This is a genomic window from Pseudomonas triticicola, assembly GCF_019145375.1.
In the GTDB taxonomy this organism is placed as follows: Bacteria; Pseudomonadota; Gammaproteobacteria; order Pseudomonadales; family Pseudomonadaceae; genus Aquipseudomonas; species Aquipseudomonas triticicola.
In genome coordinates this window covers 3,554,122-3,571,643 of record NZ_JAHSTX010000001.1, presented here as the reverse complement: position 1 = coordinate 3,571,643, position 17,522 = coordinate 3,554,122, and the positions used below count along the sequence as shown (strand labels likewise).

17 protein-coding genes are annotated in these 17,522 nt (G+C 59.8%); 8 read left to right on the top strand and 9 right to left on the bottom strand.

The window, feature by feature from the left end; all coding sequences use genetic code 11:
• Positions 1–172 precede the first annotated feature (172 nt).
• From KVG85_RS15940 to KVG85_RS15920, 5 genes are all read right to left on the bottom strand, one after another.
• Positions 173–511 (bottom strand): HopJ type III effector protein, encoded by a 339-nt coding sequence (locus KVG85_RS15940; protein WP_217864335.1) that lies wholly within the window; start codon positions 509–511, stop codon positions 173–175.
• On the bottom strand, positions 504–800 hold the full coding sequence (locus KVG85_RS15935) for a DUF1244 domain-containing protein (protein WP_056782977.1): 297 nt from the start codon (positions 798–800) through the stop codon (positions 504–506). The genes KVG85_RS15940 and KVG85_RS15935 overlap by 8 nt, the downstream gene beginning before the upstream one ends.
• Positions 801–895: 95 nt before the next feature.
• Positions 896–1,267, bottom strand: a complete 372-nt coding sequence (gene folX / locus KVG85_RS15930) for a dihydroneopterin triphosphate 2'-epimerase (RefSeq protein WP_016771653.1) — start codon at positions 1,265–1,267, stop codon at positions 896–898.
• A 72-nt stretch (positions 1,268–1,339) separates the two neighbouring features.
• The gene (gene folM / locus KVG85_RS15925; RefSeq protein ID WP_217864334.1) at positions 1,340–2,050 is read right to left on the bottom strand and encodes a dihydromonapterin reductase; all 711 of its coding nucleotides are present in this window, start codon (positions 2,048–2,050) and stop codon (positions 1,340–1,342) included.
• Between the two features lie 58 nt (positions 2,051–2,108).
• Positions 2,109–2,678: a putative antibiotic biosynthesis monooxygenase gene (locus KVG85_RS15920; RefSeq protein WP_217864333.1), complete on the bottom strand. Its 570-nt coding sequence runs from the start codon at positions 2,676–2,678 to the stop codon at positions 2,109–2,111.
• A 211-nt stretch (positions 2,679–2,889) separates the two neighbouring features.
• On the opposite strand from KVG85_RS15920, the gene KVG85_RS15915 reads away from it, so the two are divergent.
• Complete coding sequence (locus tag KVG85_RS15915; RefSeq protein ID WP_217864987.1) at positions 2,890–3,849, top strand: MerR family transcriptional regulator; 960 nt, start codon at positions 2,890–2,892, stop codon at positions 3,847–3,849.
• Between the two features lie 3 nt (positions 3,850–3,852).
• On the opposite strand, the gene KVG85_RS15910 is transcribed toward KVG85_RS15915, so the two are convergent.
• Positions 3,853–4,458, bottom strand: a complete 606-nt coding sequence (locus KVG85_RS15910; RefSeq protein ID WP_024011639.1) for a hypothetical protein — start codon at positions 4,456–4,458, stop codon at positions 3,853–3,855.
• A gap of 54 nt (positions 4,459–4,512) precedes the next feature.
• On the bottom strand, positions 4,513–4,989 hold the full coding sequence (locus tag KVG85_RS15905) for a PAS domain-containing protein (RefSeq protein ID WP_217864332.1): 477 nt from the start codon (positions 4,987–4,989) through the stop codon (positions 4,513–4,515).
• Between the two features lie 153 nt (positions 4,990–5,142).
• Here KVG85_RS15905 and KVG85_RS15900 point away from each other — a divergent pair, with 153 nt between their 5' ends.
• The 4 genes from KVG85_RS15900 to KVG85_RS15885 all read left to right on the top strand — a co-directional run bounded on the left by KVG85_RS15900 (position 5,143) and on the right by KVG85_RS15885 (position 8,522).
• A complete protein-coding gene (locus KVG85_RS15900; protein WP_217864331.1) occupies positions 5,143–5,598 on the top strand; it encodes a flavodoxin in 456 nt (151 codons plus the stop codon).
• A gap of 175 nt (positions 5,599–5,773) precedes the next feature.
• Positions 5,774–6,556, top strand: coding sequence for a class II aldolase/adducin family protein (locus tag KVG85_RS15895; protein ID WP_217864330.1), 783 nt, complete (start codon positions 5,774–5,776; stop codon positions 6,554–6,556).
• The gene (locus KVG85_RS15890) at positions 6,556–7,458 is read left to right on the top strand and encodes an alpha/beta fold hydrolase (protein ID WP_217864329.1); all 903 of its coding nucleotides are present in this window, start codon (positions 6,556–6,558) and stop codon (positions 7,456–7,458) included. Before KVG85_RS15895 ends, KVG85_RS15890 begins: the two co-directional genes overlap by 1 nt.
• A 152-nt stretch (positions 7,459–7,610) precedes the next feature.
• On the top strand, positions 7,611–8,522 hold the full coding sequence (locus KVG85_RS15885) for an SDR family oxidoreductase (protein ID WP_217864328.1): 912 nt from the start codon (positions 7,611–7,613) through the stop codon (positions 8,520–8,522).
• Positions 8,523–8,565: 43 nt separating this feature from the next.
• On the opposite strand, the gene KVG85_RS15880 is transcribed toward KVG85_RS15885, so the two are convergent.
• The gene (locus KVG85_RS15880) at positions 8,566–8,826 is read right to left on the bottom strand and encodes a hypothetical protein (RefSeq protein ID WP_016771644.1); all 261 of its coding nucleotides are present in this window, start codon (positions 8,824–8,826) and stop codon (positions 8,566–8,568) included.
• Positions 8,826–10,820 (bottom strand): S-type pyocin domain-containing protein, encoded by a 1,995-nt coding sequence (locus KVG85_RS15875; RefSeq protein ID WP_225926681.1) that lies wholly within the window; start codon positions 10,818–10,820, stop codon positions 8,826–8,828. The genes KVG85_RS15880 and KVG85_RS15875 overlap by 1 nt, the downstream gene beginning before the upstream one ends.
• A gap of 797 nt (positions 10,821–11,617) precedes the next feature.
• Between KVG85_RS15875 and KVG85_RS15870 the strand changes: the two genes are divergently transcribed.
• The 3 genes from KVG85_RS15870 to KVG85_RS15860 all read left to right on the top strand — a co-directional run bounded on the left by KVG85_RS15870 (position 11,618) and on the right by KVG85_RS15860 (position 17,496).
• A complete protein-coding gene (locus KVG85_RS15870; RefSeq protein ID WP_038860649.1) occupies positions 11,618–13,411 on the top strand; it encodes a DUF1302 domain-containing protein in 1,794 nt (597 codons plus the stop codon).
• A gap of 23 nt (positions 13,412–13,434) precedes the next feature.
• A complete protein-coding gene (locus KVG85_RS15865; RefSeq protein WP_039759308.1) occupies positions 13,435–14,802 on the top strand; it encodes a DUF1329 domain-containing protein in 1,368 nt (455 codons plus the stop codon).
• A 138-nt stretch (positions 14,803–14,940) separates the two neighbouring features.
• Positions 14,941–17,496, top strand: coding sequence for a LuxR C-terminal-related transcriptional regulator (locus tag KVG85_RS15860; RefSeq protein ID WP_217864326.1), 2,556 nt, complete (start codon positions 14,941–14,943; stop codon positions 17,494–17,496).
• The last annotated feature ends 26 nt before the right edge of the window (positions 17,497–17,522 follow it).

Here is a 17,522-nt window from a genome sequence, read left to right as displayed (position 1 = left end):
GGCCAGAGATTGGCCGGTTTTTTTGTGCCCGCTCTTCCTGCTCCAACGCAATTCGATCGTTCCCACGCTCTGCGTGGGAATGCAGCCCGAGACGCTCTGCGTCCCAAAGCGGACGCAGAGCGTCCAGTGAGGCATTCCCACGCGGAGCGTGGGAACGATCCGAATCCCGTTGTTAGCGGCGGGTCAGGGGTTGTGCGGTGAATTTAACCCCGGCCAAGCCGTGCTTGATCAACGCGCGGATATTGCCGTGATCGCTGCCCTCAGGCGTCGCCAGCACCGAACGGTAATGCTCGCCGAACGCCAGCAGCGCTTCTTCATCACTCAGACCCTCAAGCAATGCCAGGCCCAGGGTCTTGCACGAGCCTTCATTCTGGCCGGCAGCGTTGTCCACGCCGCCGTTGTTGAACGCTTGAGGCTGGTAGTCGTAACCGGCGGCGATGAACGCCAGGGTGTCGGCGAAAACATGCTCGCCACTCTTGAAGCTGGCGCGCAGGGTGTTCAGATCAGTCATTTGGTTTTCCTTTGGCAAACGCTGCTTGCTGCTCGGCGCTGGCTTCTTGCTGGTATTGGGCTTTCCACTCGGCGTAGGGCATGCCGTACACCACTTCGCGGGCGTCATCGAGGCTGACCTCGATCTGACGTTGGTCGGCTTCGGCCTTGTACCATTTCGACAGGCAGTTGCGGCAGAACCCGGCGAGGTTCATCAGGTCGATGTTCTGCACGTCCTTGCGGCTGTCGAGGTGCGCGACCAGTCGGCGAAAGGCGGCGGCTTCGAGTTCCAGGCGTTGTTGATCAGTCATGGGGGTCTCTTCGAGACAGCTTTGAGCGGCAAGCTTCAAGCTGCAAGATGGGTGTCTGTGAGCAAAGTTTACAGCTTGCGGCTTGAGGCTTGAAGCTAGCGACTCGCCGCGAGCGTAATCGATACCGACTCGGCGAAGCGCAGCGCGTGGGGCTTGTCGACTTCGACTTCGGCATACAGCACCGATGCATTGGTCATCACCAGGTCGAGCAATTCTTGCGTCAGGCGTTCGAGCAGGGCGAAGCGGTTACCTTCGACGTGGGCGATGATCGCTTTGGTGATGGTGCGGTAATTCAGCGCGTGGTCGATATCGTTGTCGCGCACCGCTTCTTGTGCCGCGTACAGAATGGTCAGGTTGATCAGCACATCCTGCTTGTTGAGGATTTCGTCCTCGTTGATGCCGATAAAGGTGCGCAGGCGCAGATCCTTGACCCGGATGCGCGCCATTCCCGGTTGAAGTTGTGGCATTGATTTGCTCCGTCCAGTCTATTGCAGGCGTTCTGGTGGATCTTACTCGACTCGCGGCCGAAGCGGGACGGCCTATTTGACGTGCCGGCCGCCGTTGACGGTCAGGGTCGTGCCGGTGACATAGGGATTGTCCAGCAGATAGCGCAGGCTCTGGTAGATCACCTCGCTGCCGGGTTCGATGCCCAGCGCGGACTTGGCCAGCGCCTCGGTGCGGTACGCCGCGTCATCGTCGGGGTTGAACAATAACAGTGCCGGAGCGATACCGTTGACCTTGATGGCCGGCGCAAAGCGCGCGGCAAACGACAGGGTCAGACTGTCGAGCCCGGCCTTGCTGGCGCAATAACCGATGTGCTTGCTGCTGCCCTTGCGGGTGACGTCGTCGCTGATGTGGATGATGTCGGCAGGTGTCGAGCGCTGCAGCAACCCGGCGCAGTGCAGGTTGATCAGGTAAGGCGCGAGCATGTGAATGTTGAACATGCGATTGAAGGCTTGTGCTTCGCTGCCCTGGGATTCTGCCAGCCATTCGGAGGCGTTGTGCACGATGGCGCGCAAGCTGTCGGTGTGGGCTTTCAGCGCGTCGATGAAGGCAAGAATCCCGGCCTCGCTGGAAAAATCCGCTAACAGCGCTGTCGCGCCAAGATCGCGAAGTGCCTGCACGCCTGGTCGCTCGGTGCGGTAAGTGAAAATCAGCGGGTGGCCATCCTCGATCAAGCGCTGCGCGCAGTGCAAACCGACACGCTGGCCGGCGCCGGTGATGAGGATCGGGGCTGCGGAATCTGGCATGGGCGGCTCGCATCGCGGTTGAAGCGAAAACTATAACAGGCTCGCCGCCCGCTGCAGATCAGCGATTCTGCGCCGACGGTGCGCCAGCCAATGGCCGCGTCGGTGTGCTGTTCAGCCAGTTCGCCAGCAGGCGCGTCGACAACGGGATAAAGAAATACACCATCAGCGGCGTCAGGCACGCCGTGCCGATCAATATGCGTGGCAACAGGCTCAACTCAGCCAGCAGCGGGCCGAAGATAAAGTTGAAGATCAACGACACCGGGAAAAACGCCAGCCAGATCGCCACGGCCTGTTTCCAGCGCGGTGGACGTTGTCCGGTCGCACCAAACCAGCCTTCAATGCCGCTGACCCGGTGCTCTTTAGGATGTTCGAACAAATCGCTGCCGCGGTTCAGCCAGGCGGTACGCGACGCCGAATATTCCCAAGCATGCAGCGTCTGCTCATCGACAAATCGGAAGATAATCTGGAATTCGTTGTCACCGGGCGGTGGCGCGAGGACGCCGGAGCCGAGGTAGCCGGGGAAGTCGGTGGCCAGTTGCTCGCCTTCGCGCAACCATGCAATCAGATCGTGATAGCGGCCATCAGCGACGCGACGCGCTACCATCAACGTAACGGGGGAAGTAGACATTTTGTATCTCCGTATTTCGAGTGCGTCGTTCCGGGTAAGAACTTCGCCTGACGCAGGCCGGGGTAGAGGCTTGCGCTTTGCAACAAGCAAGGATTATTCCTGTTTTTGTCGATTAAACCAGCCACTTTCGTCGCAGATCACTACTTGAAGGTTTCCAGTCCATCATGTTTAAAATGGGATCCAATGAATCGACATGGAAGTTGACCGCCAGATGCCTGTAATCACGGACACTCGCCCGGCCTCAACAGCACCCGGCACGCTCGAGCGCGAAGAGCTGTTTCCCATCCGCGAAGTGGCGCGCCTGACCGGCGTCAATCCGGTGACCCTGCGGGCCTGGGAGCGTCGCTACGGATTGATCCAGCCGACCCGCACTGAAAGCGGGCATCGTCTCTATTCAATGAACGATATCGAGCGCGTGCGCAGCATCGTCGACTGGATCGATCGCGGCGTGGCCGTGAGCAAGGTCGGCAAGATTCTGGCGAAAACAGAGCCTTTGAAGGTATTGGCCAACTTCATCCCCGATGACCATGTGCAGGCCGATTACAAGCAATGGCAGGAGCAGGTTCAGCAGGCCGTCAGTGAGTTCGACGATCAGCAGCTGGATCGCGTCTACGGGCAGATTTTCTCGTCGTACACGCTGCCGGTGGTGTTCGAAGCCATCATCATGCCGTTGTGGCGGCAATTGCTGCAGCGCCAGGACGCTTTCGGGCAAACCAGCGAATGGTTGTTTCTCGACGGATTTCTCAGGGCGCGCGTGCTGCAGCGCATCGTCATGCTGCGGGGGGCTCAACCGCGCCGGGTGGTCGTCAGTGCGCTTGCGGGGCAATGCAGAGAGCTTGAGTTGCTGGTCGCGGCGCTGTTTCTCAGCGGCAACGATTCTGGCGTGCGGGTGCTCACCACGGGCCAGCCTTTCGATGAATTGACGCTGGTCTGCGAAAAGGTCAAGCCTGACGCACTTGTGCTGTTTTCCAACCATGCCCCCGGTCCAGAGCTGCCCCGGCGCCTGAATCGTCTGGCACTGAGCCTCGATTGCCAATTGATGTTGGCCGGCGATGCCTCGGAACTGGCCGAAGACAGCCTGGCCGGTTCATCCGTGGCATGTTTGGGTAACGAGGGCGGAACAATGCGTCAACGCATGAAACAATTCATGGCAGGCAAACTGGATACCTGAAACTCAGGCGTGCAGGGCGGGGTGGGTCAGGCGATGCTGTTGCAGGATGAACTGGCGCAGGCGCTCGGTTTCGTCGGCATCGGTCTGGCTCAGTTCGTAGGCGAAGAAACCTTGCTCGGTCTCACGCTCGAAATGGCCGCGCAACGAAATGCGCTCATAACCGGAAGGGCTGAACCACAGGGCGAAATGTTTCGGTGGTTTGGTCTTGTTGCGTACTTCCAGCAACACGCCTTTGTGCGACACCTCGTGTACCCACAGCGTGCCGGGCTGGCCTTTGGCATTTTCCAGCGCCACCGGCTCTTCCAGTACCAGGCGCCATGGGCGCACCATCGGGCCGTCTTCGTAGATGCTCGGCACACCGAGACGCAGATGCAGCGCGTGGAACTCGTCTTCCACCAGATGCAGCGGAAAAGTCATCTGTTGATTTTCGAAGTTGGCCTGGATCGTCACCTGCTCGTGAGCAGCCAGACGTGTCAGCAGGTCACGGATCTGCGAGCCACCATTAACCAGCAGACTCGACGTTGCATCCCGCACGTTAAGTTGCGGGTTGTGCTGCATGGTCTGGATGAAATCCAGCTCGTCCTGGGTGAGGAGGGCGTCGCGTTGCATGGCTAACTCGAAGTGAATAGTTACAAAGTCATTGGTGATTGTAGTTAATGACCATCAGTTCGCGGTTTCGTTTGCGCCGTTCGTCGCTTTCAACGCCGCTAGCTCGCTTTGCAGCGCCGCCACTTGTGCTTCCAGTTGCGCAACCCGCTGCTGCGCCTTGACCTGAACCGTCACATCCTTTTGCACACCGATGAAATAAGTCTGCCCGTCATCGGCATTCTTCACGGTCGACAGCGACAGCTCGTTCCAGAACGGTGTGCCATCCTTGCGATAGTTGCGCAGGATCTCCCGGCACGAACCGCCTTCGCGCAACGTCTCGCGAATCAGCTGCAGGCTTTGTTGGTCACGGTCTCCAGCCTGCAGGAAGCGACAGTCCTGATAGAGAATCTCCTCACTGCTGTAGCCGGTCAGCCGTTCAAAAGCGGGGTTGACGTAAATAAGGATGTTGTCCTGCTCGCCTTCCTTTTCAGCGACCACGATGCCGTCGTTCGAGGCGTTGATCACCATTTTCAGCAGACTGGCGTTGATCATCCGAGAATCCCTTCCGTTGTGTCAGTGGCTGGCATTCTAGAAGAAAGCCGCGGACTGTCTATAGGCCAGCAGCTTCCACTGAGAGCCAATCGCAACTTCGCGGCATGGGCTGTTACTATCGCGGCTCTTTTTTTCAGTTCCAGGATCAGATTGATGAAAGTCGCCATCCTCTCAGGTTCAGTCTACGGCACCGCCGAAGAAGTCGCCCGCCACGCCCAGAACCTGCTGAAAGCCGCCGGCTTTGAAACCTTTTACAACTCGCGCGCCGCGTTGGCCGATATTCAGGCGTTCGGTCCCGAGGCTCTTCTCGCTGTGACTTCGACCACTGGCATGGGCGAGCTGCCGGACAACCTGCAACCTTTGTATTCGGCTATTCGCGATCAATTGCCTGCGGCATGGAGCGACCTGCCCGGCGCGGTGATTGCCCTCGGTGACGCCAGCTATGGCGACACCTTCTGCGGCGGTGGCGAGCAGATGCGCGAACTGTTTGACGAACTGGGGGTAAACGAGGTTCAGGAAATGCTGCGCATCGACGCCAGCGAAAGTGTCACGCCGGAAACCGATGCCGAGCCGTGGCTGGCGCGGTTGATTGAAGCGCTCAAAGGCTGAGTGCGGACAATAACCGCTGCCTCTTATAAGCGTTGTTGCATTGCAACGGATCCAGGCTGTTTGCCCGACTGACTCGTTCAGTCATCAAGCTGGCTGCCAATGCAACTACGCGATGCCCTGCGCCTGACTAGACTGCTGACACGAGCAGAACAAGAAGAACGCAGAGGTGCATACAGTGAGCGTAGCCCCCGTCCAATCGTCGCCGAATGTCAAAGATCAGGTCAGCGCTGCCGAGTGGCAGACCCGTGTCGATCTTGCCGCCTGTTATCGCCTGGTCGCGCTGCACGGCTGGGACGATCTGATCTTCACGCATATCTCGGCCAAGGTGCCCGGCACCGAAGATTTCCTGATCAATCCGTTTGGCCTGATGTTCCACGAGATCACCGCATCAAGCCTGGTGAAAGTCGATCAGGCCGGCAACAAACTCATGGACAGCCCGTACGAAATCAACCCCGCCGGCTACACCATTCACAGCGCCGTCCACGAAGTGCGCCACGATGTGGTTTGCGTGCTGCATACGCACACTGCGTCAGGCGTTGCGGTGTCGGCGCAAAGGCAGGGGGTGCTGCCGATCAGTCAACAGTCACTGTTTGTGTTGTCGAGCCTGGCCTATCACGCCTACGAGGGCGTGGCCCTGAATCATGAAGAAAAGGCGCGCCTGCAAGCCGACCTCGGCGACAACAATTTCCTCATGCTGCACAACCACGGTCTGCTCACCTGTGGTGGCACCATTGCCGATACCTTTCTGATGATGTTCACCTTCCAGCGAGTCTGCGACATTCAGGTCATGGCGCAGACTGGAGGGGCCGAACTGATCGCCATCGAACCGCAGATTCTCGCCGGCGCCAAGGCAATGATTGCCGGCGTCACCAAAAGCGCTCAAGGCATGGGCGGCGCGCTGGCGTGGCCGGCGCTGCTGCGCAAACTCGACCTGCAGGATCCGGGGTATAAATTCTAATGCCACTCGCCGAGATTCCTCTGAGTGTCTGGCGCAAGCGCAGCCGGACTTTTGTCTTTCGTGGCCAGTCGATCCGCTACTGGACAGTCGGGCAGGGTGAACCGCTGCTGTTGATTCACGGTTTTCCCACCGCCAGTTGGGATTGGCATTACCTGTGGCAGCCACTCGCCCAGCGTTATCAGGTGATCGCCTGCGACATGCTCGGTTTCGGCGATTCGGCGAAACCGCGCAATCACACCTACAGCCTGCTGGAACAGGCCGATCTGCAACAGGCGTTGCTCGCGCATCTGCAGGTTGAACAAGCGGTGCACATCCTCGCCCACGACTACGGCGACAGCGTTGCTCAGGAGCTGCTCGCTCGGCACTACGAAAAACGCATTGAAGTGGCCAGTTGCGTATTCCTTAATGGCGGTCTGTTTCCGGAAACCCATCGTCCGCTGCTGATGCAGAAACTGCTGCTCAGCCCGATTGGCTGGCTGCTCGGCCGCGCCTTCAGCCGTGAGGCGTTGGTCAAAGGTTTCCGGCAGATCTTCGGCCCGCAGACCCAGCCATCTGAAAGCGAACTGGATGATTACTGGAGTCTGGTGGACAGCAACCATGGCCCGCGCATCCTGCACAAATTGATCACTTACATTCCGGAGCGCCGGGTGCAGCGCGAGCGCTGGGTGGCGGCCATGCAGCAGGGTGACATTCCCTTGCGAGTGATCGACGGCGCATTTGACCCGATTTCCGGGGTGCACATGGTCGAGCGTTATCGCGAACTGATCCCTGATCCGGACACCGTGCTGTTGCCGGGCATCGGCCACTATCCACAGACCGAGGCGCCGGCGCTGGTGCTCAAGCACTATCTGGCGTTTCGCGATCGTCTGGTATTGCCCCCGCGCAAAGTGGCGTACTCCTGATTTTCGCCGAGTGCACGGGCTCTCGGCGACCTGACACTCGATCATCCCTCAGCCTTATCGCGCACCATTCAGCCGCAGCCGTGTTCGTTGTGAGCCAAAGCGCCGTGCCTGACACTCGGGGCAATATCCCTTGGCCTGCTGGAGTTGCCGCGATGAATGAACCTGTGCGTTTCGAAGATAAAGTCGTGATTGTCACTGGCGCCGGTGGCGGCCTCGGGCGTGCCCATGCGCTGCTGTTCGCCAGACAGGGCGCCAAGGTGCTGGTCAACTATCTCGGTGGCTCGACACAGGGCGAGGGCGCCAACGCCTCGGCTGCCGACCGCGTGGTGGCGGAAATCCGCGAGGCCGGCGGTATTGCCGAAGCCAACCACGACTCGGTGACTGACGGCGACAAACTGGTACAGAACGCCCTTGATGCCTTCGGCCGCGTCGACGTCGTGGTCAACAACGCCGGGATCCTGCGCGACAAGTCATTTCACAAGATGGACGACGCCGACTGGGATCTGGTCTATCGCGTCCACGTCGAAGGCGCCTACAAGGTCACCCGTGCCGCCTGGCCGCATCTGCGCGAGCAAAACTACGGTCGCGTGATTTTCACTGCGTCGACTTCTGGCATCTATGGCAATTTTGGCCAATCCAACTATGGCATGGCCAAACTCGGGCTTTACGGGTTGACCCGAACGCTGGCGATCGAAGGGCGCAAGAGCAACATTCTGGTCAACGCCATCGCCCCGACCGGCGGCACGCGCATGACCGAGGGCCTGATCCCGCCGCAAGTATTCGAGCAACTGAAGCCGGAACTGGTGAGCCCGCTGGTGGTGTATCTGGCCAGCGAGCAATGCCAGGAAACATCCGGCCTGTTCGAAGTCGGCGGCGGCTGGATGGGCAAGGTGCGCTGGGAACGCAGCCTCGGTGCCGGCTTCGATCCGCGCGAGGGGTTCTCGCCGGAAGACGTCGCGGCGCACTGGCAGCAGATTTGTGATTTCGAAGGGGCGGCGCACCCGAAGGACAATATTGAAGCATTGAAGGAAATGATGGCGAATTTGCAGAAGTATTCGATTTGAAGTTAACGGAGCCACCAACCCTCGCGGCGGGTGGCTCCAGTTTTCAAATGTATCTTTTTTCTGTCATGAACTTGGGCGGCTTCCAGTTAGGTCCTTTGATAGCTAGGCCCTTTTCTCCCTCCAGTAAAATCCCGGCAGCGAAGAGCCGAGCGTACGATGCTTCCAGGGTCCCATACTCGTCGATCAGGTCTCGATTGTGGCGTCTGATCATCATGTCCAGATGTGGCGTTGCCTGAAGTAACGCGAACACCGTGACTATGTCATCCAGAGGTTCATTTTTAACAATCATCTCAACGGTGCTCATTACCACATCTCCTTCAGCAATTTCTGGTAATCACGTTCTTCCTGCTCCATTGCTGCAGCCAGTGCTTCGGGCGTGTAGAGAAGTGCGGGATCGTCTTTCAACTGGAAATCTTCCAACGTTGCCGTATGCACGTTATTCCAGATCGGTGACCCGATCTCTGGCATCTCGGTATCACCAAAGCCTAAGGCTCTGAATCTTTCGAACTCCCTTATCTCGTGAGTGTAGAAACGTTTGTCAGTGTCGGAAGCTTCGAGTTCTCCACGAGCGATTCGCTCCAGGCGATCAAGCATCACGTCATTGGCAGCTGATTGCGGAAACTTTGAAATGTGTAACTTCACGATGTCCGTTCCTTCCGATGAAACAGCGGCTGTTGCCCACTGCAAATCTGATATTTCATCTCCAATCTCGTCAGGGTTGAAACTACGCCCGCTGTGCTTCCCCTCTTCGGTCGCCCCTTCATAAGGACTACTGAACACCACATAAAGCGGCTCAATCCCCGAATCAGCCGGAAACACGATGATGAATCGATCCCAGCCTTCAATCAGGATCGGGTTCAGATCCAGCCGCCCTTCAACCGCAATAACGGAAGCACCGGAATAGGCGGGCGAACCGGTATCCACTATTGGCAAAGCGGTCGATTGGTCGCCCGGCGAGATTGCCGGCGTCCAGGTCAGGAAGTCGGTAGGCGAGTCCGATAGCGCGACCTGGTATACGTCGTTGAGCAAATCGTATGCGGCATTGAGGACCATCACACTTGAGCGAATATGGAAGTCATCACTCGTAGCGATGAACACTTGCGTGCCAGCCCCGAGTCGCCTGACGCCTAGCCCGACCTGCACCTCCAAAGTGCCCTGCCGGTCTGCGATTTCACGCAGCGTCTCGGCCGGCTCGGACGACAACTCGGCCAGTGGAACGCTCATGGCGAAGCGTTCGCCGTTGCCCAGAGGTGACGGCATCAATAGCGCTGCGAACCCCATCAGTACTGGACTGCCGAACAGCGCCGTGCCCGTCGCTGTCAGGGTCGCTTTTGCCGTACGTAGTGCATTGAGTATTCCCGCCGAGATAGCCGGGCTGAGCGGGACGGCTGTCGAAACGAAAGAAACGGCCGGGCCGTTGCTGGCCATTGCTCCAGAGGACGGAAAGACATGCTTCCTGTCCTCCTGTAACCGAGCCTGTTCTGCCGCATGGGCCAGCGCCTTTGCTTCAGCTTTGGCTTGTGCCTCGGCCTGGGCGATTTTCAACGCAGCCAGCCGCACTTTCTCCCGAGCTTCAACCTCAGCATTCAGGCGCGCGGTCTCAGCCGCCAATCGAGCCTGTTCGGCATCCCGACGCTGTTGCTCCGCCAACGCGGCCAGACGCGCCTGTTCGCGTGCGCGAATTTCTTCCTGCTCCCGGCGCACCGCTTCGGCAATGTCACGCTGGCGCTGTTGCTCCGCGGCAATGTGGGCACGTTCTGCAGCTTGGCGTTGCGCCTCTGCCGCTGCCGCCTGCGCCTGTTCCTGGGCTTGTACGGTGGCCAGCCAATTAAGTACGCCAGCCTGTTGCTGGTTGAGCAGCGCCAGTGTCTGGCCCAGCAGCCGCGCTTCGTGGGCGGCCCGAAAGGACTCGCTCCACAACGCTCTGCTGCGGACCGCTGCGCCCTGCGCGCGCCGATTGGCCGATGCCTGATTCAGGTAATCCTTGAAGGTTTTTCCCAGTGGATCGCTGCCATAAAAGCGGTTGGCGATGGCAGTCTGCCGTTGAAACTCGGCGCTCTTGCGTTGAATCAACATGTTCCTGACGCCCACTTCGCGGGCCAGTGCTGCGGCAGCTGGCAGAGGATTGGTCGGTCCTTCCAGCCTGGTCGCCGCCAGTTCGACCTCAATGGTTTGGGGAATCGAGGCGGTTCTTGCGTTGAATTCCTGTTCCACGGCGACTTGCGTTTCATGCATCAATTCACGCGTCTGCGGATTGGCGCCGGCAGGGCCGAACATGCCGCTGTAGGAGTAATTCATGTCGCGTTCTTTGAATGGTTCGAAGCCATCAGGGCCGAGCTCCCTGATATGTACTGGATCCAGTTCCAACGGTGGAGGCTTTGGCATATTCATGTCCTTTTGAATGTGCGTTTGCACTCGCTCGAAAAGTGCGCACGGATGGCGATGACATCCGTGTCACCAGCGAATGGTTGAGGTGTTTCAAGTTACATCAGAGTGATGGTTATCAAATCCGAGAAGCCCGTCAGTAACAGGGCCTTGTGTCGAAAGGGTTTTCGCTGGTTTTCATCGATGCAGAGGGAATTCGTCCGAGCTTCGAAGAAATGTCTGACGCGCTGATCGGAAGCTTTGCCGAACCGCTATCCAGCCTTTTTAAACGCCCATAAAAAAGGCCGCTGCAAACGCAGCGGCCAAGGTAAGACGTTGGATCAAGGAGCTACAAATCAACGTCAGTGAACAGCGGGGCGGTAAACCGAAAACATCGATTTATCCAGAATCTGTAGCCAGTCGCTCGCGATTCAGCGTAGCGGGCTTCGCGCTTTCCGACCTGGGCGGGGAAAGCGCGATCAGAATACGGGCTTGAGTGTGTAGGAAAAATACCGATTCCAGACATGCACTGTTACGGGGCGCGCAACAGTGGGGAGCCCATGGATGACGCTGATGATGCGCCATCCAGCCAGCCCATGAACCGCTCAAGGCCCCGCCGTGCAAGGCCATTCATCCTTTCGAGCGACAACGCAAATACCTCCTTGGTGCGCTTATCGACCGCAGCGCCCGGCAGTAGGGTGGGGCCTTCTGTCACTCACCGGGGAAGACGCATGACAAAAACAACAATGCGCGCCATCTTCACACCGCAGGCGCTGGCCGCTGCGGTGGCTCTGGGTTGCGGCGCCCAGGCGCACGCGGTCGCCTTCAATATCGGCGAAATCGAAGGCACCTTCGACTCGTCACTTTCGGTCGGCGCGAGCTGGGGCCTGCGCGATGCCGACAGTTCGCTGGTCGGCACGGTCAATGGCGGCAGCGGACAATCGTCCACCGGTGATGACGGGCGCCTGAATTTCAAGAAGGGCGAAACCTTCTCGAAAATCTTCAAGGGTATCCACGACCTCGAACTGAAGTACGGCGATACCGGCGTGTTCGTGCGGGGCAAATACTGGTACGACTTCGAACTCAAGGACGAAGACCGCGAGTTCAAACAGATCAGCGACAGCGGCCGCAAGGAAGGCGCCAAATCTTCCGGCGCGCAGATCCTCGATGCTTTCGTCTATCACAACTACGCCATCGCTGATTTGCCCGGCACTGTGCGGGCCGGCAAGCAGGTGGTGAGCTGGGGCGAAAGTACCTTCATCGGCAACTCGATCAACAGCATCAACCCGGTCGACGTCTCGGCATTCCGCCGTCCCGGTGCCGAGATCAAGGAAGGCCTGATTCCGGTGAACATGCTGTTCGGTTCGCAGAGCCTGACCGACAAACTTTCGGTCGAAGGCTTCTACCAATTGGAGTGGGACCAGACCGTTCTCGACAACTGCGGCACGTTCTTTGGCGTCGACGTCGCGGCGGACGGTTGCAACAACGGCTATACCGTCGGCAGCCCGGCGGTGGCGCCACTGGTGCCGCTGACCACCGCGTTCGGCCAAGGCATCCAGGTCACCCGCGAGGGCGTGGTGATCCCCCGAGGCGGTGATCGCGATGCGCGCGATTCCGGGCAGTGGGGCACGGCGCTGCGCTGGCTCGGCGAAGACACCGAGTACGGCCTCTACTTCATGAACTACCACAGCCGTACGCCGACGGTCGGCACCACCACGGCGGGGCTGTCGACACTGGCGGCGTTGCCAGGCATGGTCGGCATTGCCAACGGCCTCGCGCCTGGCAGCGGTGCGGGGCTGGCGCAAAGCGTGATGCTCGGGCGCGGTCAGTATTACCTCGAATATCCGGAAGACATTCGTCTGTACGGCGCGAGTTTCTCCACCACTCTGCCCACCGGCACCGCGTGGACCGGCGAGGTCAGCTACCGGCCGAACGCGCCGGTGCAGGTCAACACCAACGACCTGACCCTGGCGCTGGTCAACCCGATTGCCGGCGGCACCGCATCGCCACTCGCTACTTCGCCGGGTGCGGACAACAAAGGCTACCGGCGCAAGGAAGTCACGCAGATCCAGAGCACCCTTACGCACTTCTTCGATCAGGTGCTCGGCGCCGAACGCCTGACCGTAGTCGGTGAAGCAGCGGTGGTGCATGTCGGTGGTCTCGAGTCCCGCAGTGAGCTGCGTTACGGCCGTGATTCGGTCTACGGCCAGTATGGTTTCGGCGGCGATACCGACGGCTTCGTCACCTCGACTTCGTGGGGCTATCGCGCCCGGGCGATTCTCGATTACGCCAACGTCATCGGCGGGATCAACCTCAAGCCCAACCTGTCGTGGTCCCATGACGTCGCCGGTTACGGCCCCAACGGTCTGTTCAACGAAGGTGCGAAAGCCATCAGCTTCGGCGTCGATGCCGACTACCGCAACACCTACACCGCAAGCCTGAGTTACACCGACTTTTTCGGTGGCGACTACAACGTCCTCGAAGACCGTGACTTCGTGGCGCTGAGCTTCGGCGTGAACTTCTGATCTGCCCGAGAAGGATGACTGCAATGCGCAAAACGATTCTGCAATGTGGCGTGCTGGCCTTGAGTCTGCTGGCCGCCAACGTGATGGCGGCGGTGTCGCCGGATGAAGCGAACAAACTCGGCACCAGCCTGACCCCGCTCGGCGCCGAGAAGGCCGGCAACGCTGACGGTTCGATCCCGGCCTGGACCGGCGGTATCCCGAAAAACGCCGGCGCGGTGGACAGCAAGGGCTTCCTCGCCGACCCGTTTGCCAACGAAAAACCGCTGTTCACCATCACCGCCGCCAACGTCGAGCAGTACAAAAGCAAGCTCTCCGATGGCCAAGTGGCGATGTTCAAACGCTACCCGGAAACCTACAAGATTCCGGTCTACCCGACCCACCGCACCGTGGGGGCGCCAGCGGAAATCTACGAGTCGGCCAAGCGCAGCGCGCTGAACGTCAACGCGATCAACGACGGCAACGGTCTTGCCAATTTCACCGGCAATCGCTACTACGCGTTCCCGATCCCGAAGAACGGCGTCGAGGTGCTGTGGAACCACATCACCCGTTATCACGGTGGCAACCTGCGGCGGATCATTACCCAGGTCACGCCGCAGACCAACGGCAGCTACACGCCGATCCGCTTCGAAGAAGAGATCGCCGTGCCGCAACTGATGAAAGACATCGACCCGGAAAAAGCCGCCAACGTGCTGACCTTCTTCAAGCAATCGGTGACCGCTCCGGCGCGGCTGGCCGGTAACGTGCTGCTGGTGCACGAAACCCTCGATCAGGTGAAGGAACCGCGTCTGGCGTGGATCTACAACGCCGGTCAACGCCGCGTACGTCGGGCGCCGCAAGTGGCCTATGACGGCCCGGGTACCGCGGCAGATGGGCTGCGCACTTCGGATAACTTCGACATGTTCTCCGGCGCGCCTGATCGCTACGACTGGAAACTGGTCGGCAAGAAGGAAATGTACATTCCCTACAACAGCTACAAACTCGACTCGCCGAAGCTCAAGTACGACGACATCGTCAAGGCCGGGCATATCAATCAGGACCTGACCCGCTACGAACTGCACCGCGTCTGGGAAGTGATCGGCACGGTGAAACCGAACGAGCGGCACATCTACGCCAAGCGCCACATGTACATCGACGAGGACAGCTGGCAAGTGGCACTGGCCGATCACTATGACGGTCGCGGGCAACTGTGGCGGGTCGCCGAAGGTCACGCCCAGTACTACTACGATCATCAGGCCCAGGCTTATACCCTGGAAGCGCTCTACGACATCATCGCCGGCCGCTACATTGCGTTGGGCATGAAGAACGAAGAGAAGCACAGCTTCGAATTCGGCTTTGAAGCCAAGGCCGCCGATTACACCCCGTCGGCTCTGCGCGCCGAGGGAGTGCGGTAACGGGTCTGCTGCAACGCTGGACAAAAGGCGACCGCACGGTCGCCTTTTTTATGGCCATCAATCAGCGTGCTGAATACTCGTCAACAAGGGCGCGGGAGAGGGCTAGGGTGAGCGCACAACGATAAGAAGGCTCACCCGATGACCGCCATGACCCCGTGCCTGGATCGACCCGGATTTTTGCCCAGGCTTTCTTCGCATCATCAACCTCGCAGCCGTTTGAGCGCACCTTTGCTGGCATCCAGCGCGCGGGTGAAGCTGTTGTGCGCGCCCGCGGGCAGTGGCAAAACCGCACTGCTCACCGAATGTCTTCTTCAGGTGCGTGCAGAGTGCGAGGCAATCTGGCTACCGCTGGCGGGAGCGGCGCTCAGCACTGAAGAATTCTGCCTGCGTCTGACGCGGGCGCTCGGGCTGGTCGAAGGCCTTGACGATACGCAACTGATGGCGGAGCTGGCCCATTGGTCCAAACCGACTTCGCTGTTTATCGACGATTACAGTCGCCTGCCGGATCCGGCTGTGGATGCGCTACTGGATCGCCTGCTGGCGGTCAGCAGCCCGGCGCTCACCTGGTGGGTCAGCACTCGGCGCCGGCCGCAGTGCAACTGGCCGCGGCTGTTGCTCGATGACGAACTCTACGAATTCGAAAGCGCCAGCCTGGCGCTGACTCACGATGAAGTGGTATCGGTGCTGCACCATTTGCCGCCAGACCAGGCGGACCGTGTCGCTGCCCGTATCATCCAGCGTACTGGCGGTTGGTGCGCGGGGTCGCGCATGGCGCTCCTGCAAAAGTGCGACTGGTCGCAAAACCTGCAGCCGCAGCAGCGTGTCGACACTCTGCTCGACTATCTGCAGCACGAACTCTTCAGCAACCTGACGCCGGAGCAGGACGAGGCATGGCGTGTGCTGGCCCATCTGCCACGGTTCAACGCGCCGTTATGCGAGCATTTGTTCGGCCCTGGCGAGGGCGCTCAGTTGCTGCGTGATCTGCAAGTGCTCGGCTGCTTCATCGAGCCTTGGCAAGCGTCCGCTGACTGGCTCCAGGTGTTCCGCCCGCTGTCGCGAATCATCCAGGAGTCGCATTGGCCGTGCGCGCGTTCCTGGCACCGGCGCGCCTGTCAGTGGTTCAGCGCGACGCAGGATTGGCGAGCGGCGTTCGAGCAAGCGTTGTTGGCCGAGGAATACGAAACTGCCGTCAGCCTGTTGCAGCATTTCAGCTTCGAAGACTTGTTCGAAGACCAGACGGTCGTCCTGCTGTTGCGTTTGCACGAGCAGCAAAGCCAGCAACTGACCCTGATGACACCCCAGCTGATCGTGCTGGTCACGGGCGCCCTGTTGTTTGCCGGCCGGTTCGAACAGGCCGGGCAATGTCTGGCTCATCTCGACCGCTTCATGCCGCAACCGACAGCGCAACTGGAGCAGCAGCTGCTGGCCCGCTGGCAGGCGCAACAGGGATGGCTGTTTCACCTGCAAGGGCAAATGGAGCCGGCACGCGCCTGCTTTCAGGAGGCGTTGTCCGCACTGGCTGACGATGCCTGGCAGGCCCGTGTGATGTGCCTGTCGGGACTGACCCAGCAGGCGTTGCTGTGCGGTGAGCTCGATCAGGCCCATGCCCTCAACCGCGAGGCGCTGTGCCTGGCGCGGGCTCACGGCTCCTTGCTGTTCGAAGGCTTGCTTGAGCTTGATCATGCGCAATGGCTCGAGCAGCGAGGCGCGCCTTTGCGTGCGGAAAGCCTGCTGGTGGAGATCGAGCACTTGCTGCGCCAGCGCGCCACAGTGCCCGTGCCACTGCTCGGCCGGATTGCCCTGCGGCGCGGGCGACTGGCGCTGTGCATGGGACTTGAAGAGCAGGCTGCGCAGCTGTTCAGCCAAGGCCTTGAAGATTGCTTGCGCAGTGCAGACAAACGAGTCTTGTACGGTTATCTGGGGCAGGCGCAACTGGCCGGCAATCGCGGCGATTATGCCTGCGCTTTCGAACGCCTGCGCGAGGCCGAAAGGGTCATGCAGCAGCGGCAGATTCCCGATACGGTCTATCGCGGTGTTGTGCTGCAGGTCAGCAGCCAGTTCTGGTTGCAGCAGGGCCGACCGCATCTTGTCCAAGAGGCTTTGAGCCGACTGTTACGGCATTACCGGGGACCTTCTGCGTTGCAGGCGCCACCCGCGACGTTCGAACTGATTATTCGCATCGAATACCTGCTGGCCTGCGCGAATGCGCAATCGGTCCCTGACGAAACCGCTCTGCCCACCATTGAACGATTGCTGAAACGCGCTCAGGCCAAGGGCATGTTGGTGGCTGAAACGGAGCTGCTGCTGGCCTTCGCTCAGTTGGCCGAATCGAATGGTGATGCGCTGGCGGCGCAGCAAGCTTTCCAGCGAGCCGCAATGCTGGCGGAGCGCTGCCGCTTGCAGCAAGCCATGCGCGAGTGGGAGTTACGCCGAGGTAGCCTCGGCACTGGGTCTGGCAAGGAGGTTTCTGCCTGGCCACGGGATCATGATGATCAGGCGCCTGGCCTCAGTCGGCGCGAACGCGAAGTGCTGATGTTGATCGCACAAGGGGCTTCCAATCAGCAAGTTGCCGAACAATTGTTTATTTCGTTGCATACAGTAAAAACCCATGCGAGGAGGATTAACGGTAAGTTGGGTGTAGAACGCAGAACTCAGGCTGTGGCGAAAGCCAAGTTGATGGGGATACTGGTTTAGTTTTGTAAGTTTAAGTAGCGCTGGAT

Coding starts and splice junctions, on each gene's coding strand:
- KVG85_RS15940 (WP_217864335.1), bottom strand. CDS start 511: ATGACTGATCTGAACACCCTGCGCGCCAGCTTCAAGAGTGGCGAGCAT.
- KVG85_RS15935 (WP_056782977.1), bottom strand. CDS start 800: ATGACTGATCAACAACGCCTGGAACTCGAAGCCGCCGCCTTTCGCCGA.
- folX (WP_016771653.1), bottom strand. CDS start 1,267: ATGCCACAACTTCAACCGGGAATGGCGCGCATCCGGGTCAAGGATCTG.
- folM (WP_217864334.1), bottom strand. CDS start 2,050: ATGCCAGATTCCGCAGCCCCGATCCTCATCACCGGCGCCGGCCAGCGT.
- KVG85_RS15920 (WP_217864333.1), bottom strand. CDS start 2,678: ATGTCTACTTCCCCCGTTACGTTGATGGTAGCGCGTCGCGTCGCTGAT.
- KVG85_RS15915 (WP_217864987.1), top strand. CDS start 2,890: ATGCCTGTAATCACGGACACTCGCCCGGCCTCAACAGCACCCGGCACG.
- KVG85_RS15910 (WP_024011639.1), bottom strand. CDS start 4,458: ATGCAACGCGACGCCCTCCTCACCCAGGACGAGCTGGATTTCATCCAG.
- KVG85_RS15905 (WP_217864332.1), bottom strand. CDS start 4,989: ATGATCAACGCCAGTCTGCTGAAAATGGTGATCAACGCCTCGAACGAC.
- KVG85_RS15900 (WP_217864331.1), top strand. CDS start 5,143: ATGAAAGTCGCCATCCTCTCAGGTTCAGTCTACGGCACCGCCGAAGAA.
- KVG85_RS15890 (WP_217864329.1), top strand. CDS start 6,556: ATGCCACTCGCCGAGATTCCTCTGAGTGTCTGGCGCAAGCGCAGCCGG.
- KVG85_RS15885 (WP_217864328.1), top strand. CDS start 7,611: ATGAATGAACCTGTGCGTTTCGAAGATAAAGTCGTGATTGTCACTGGC.
- KVG85_RS15880 (WP_016771644.1), bottom strand. CDS start 8,826: ATGAGCACCGTTGAGATGATTGTTAAAAATGAACCTCTGGATGACATA.
- KVG85_RS15875 (WP_225926681.1), bottom strand. CDS start 10,820: ATGAATTACTCCTACAGCGGCATGTTCGGCCCTGCCGGCGCCAATCCG.
- KVG85_RS15870 (WP_038860649.1), top strand. CDS start 11,618: ATGACAAAAACAACAATGCGCGCCATCTTCACACCGCAGGCGCTGGCC.
- KVG85_RS15865 (WP_039759308.1), top strand. CDS start 13,435: ATGCGCAAAACGATTCTGCAATGTGGCGTGCTGGCCTTGAGTCTGCTG.
- KVG85_RS15860 (WP_217864326.1), top strand. CDS start 14,941: ATGACCGCCATGACCCCGTGCCTGGATCGACCCGGATTTTTGCCCAGG.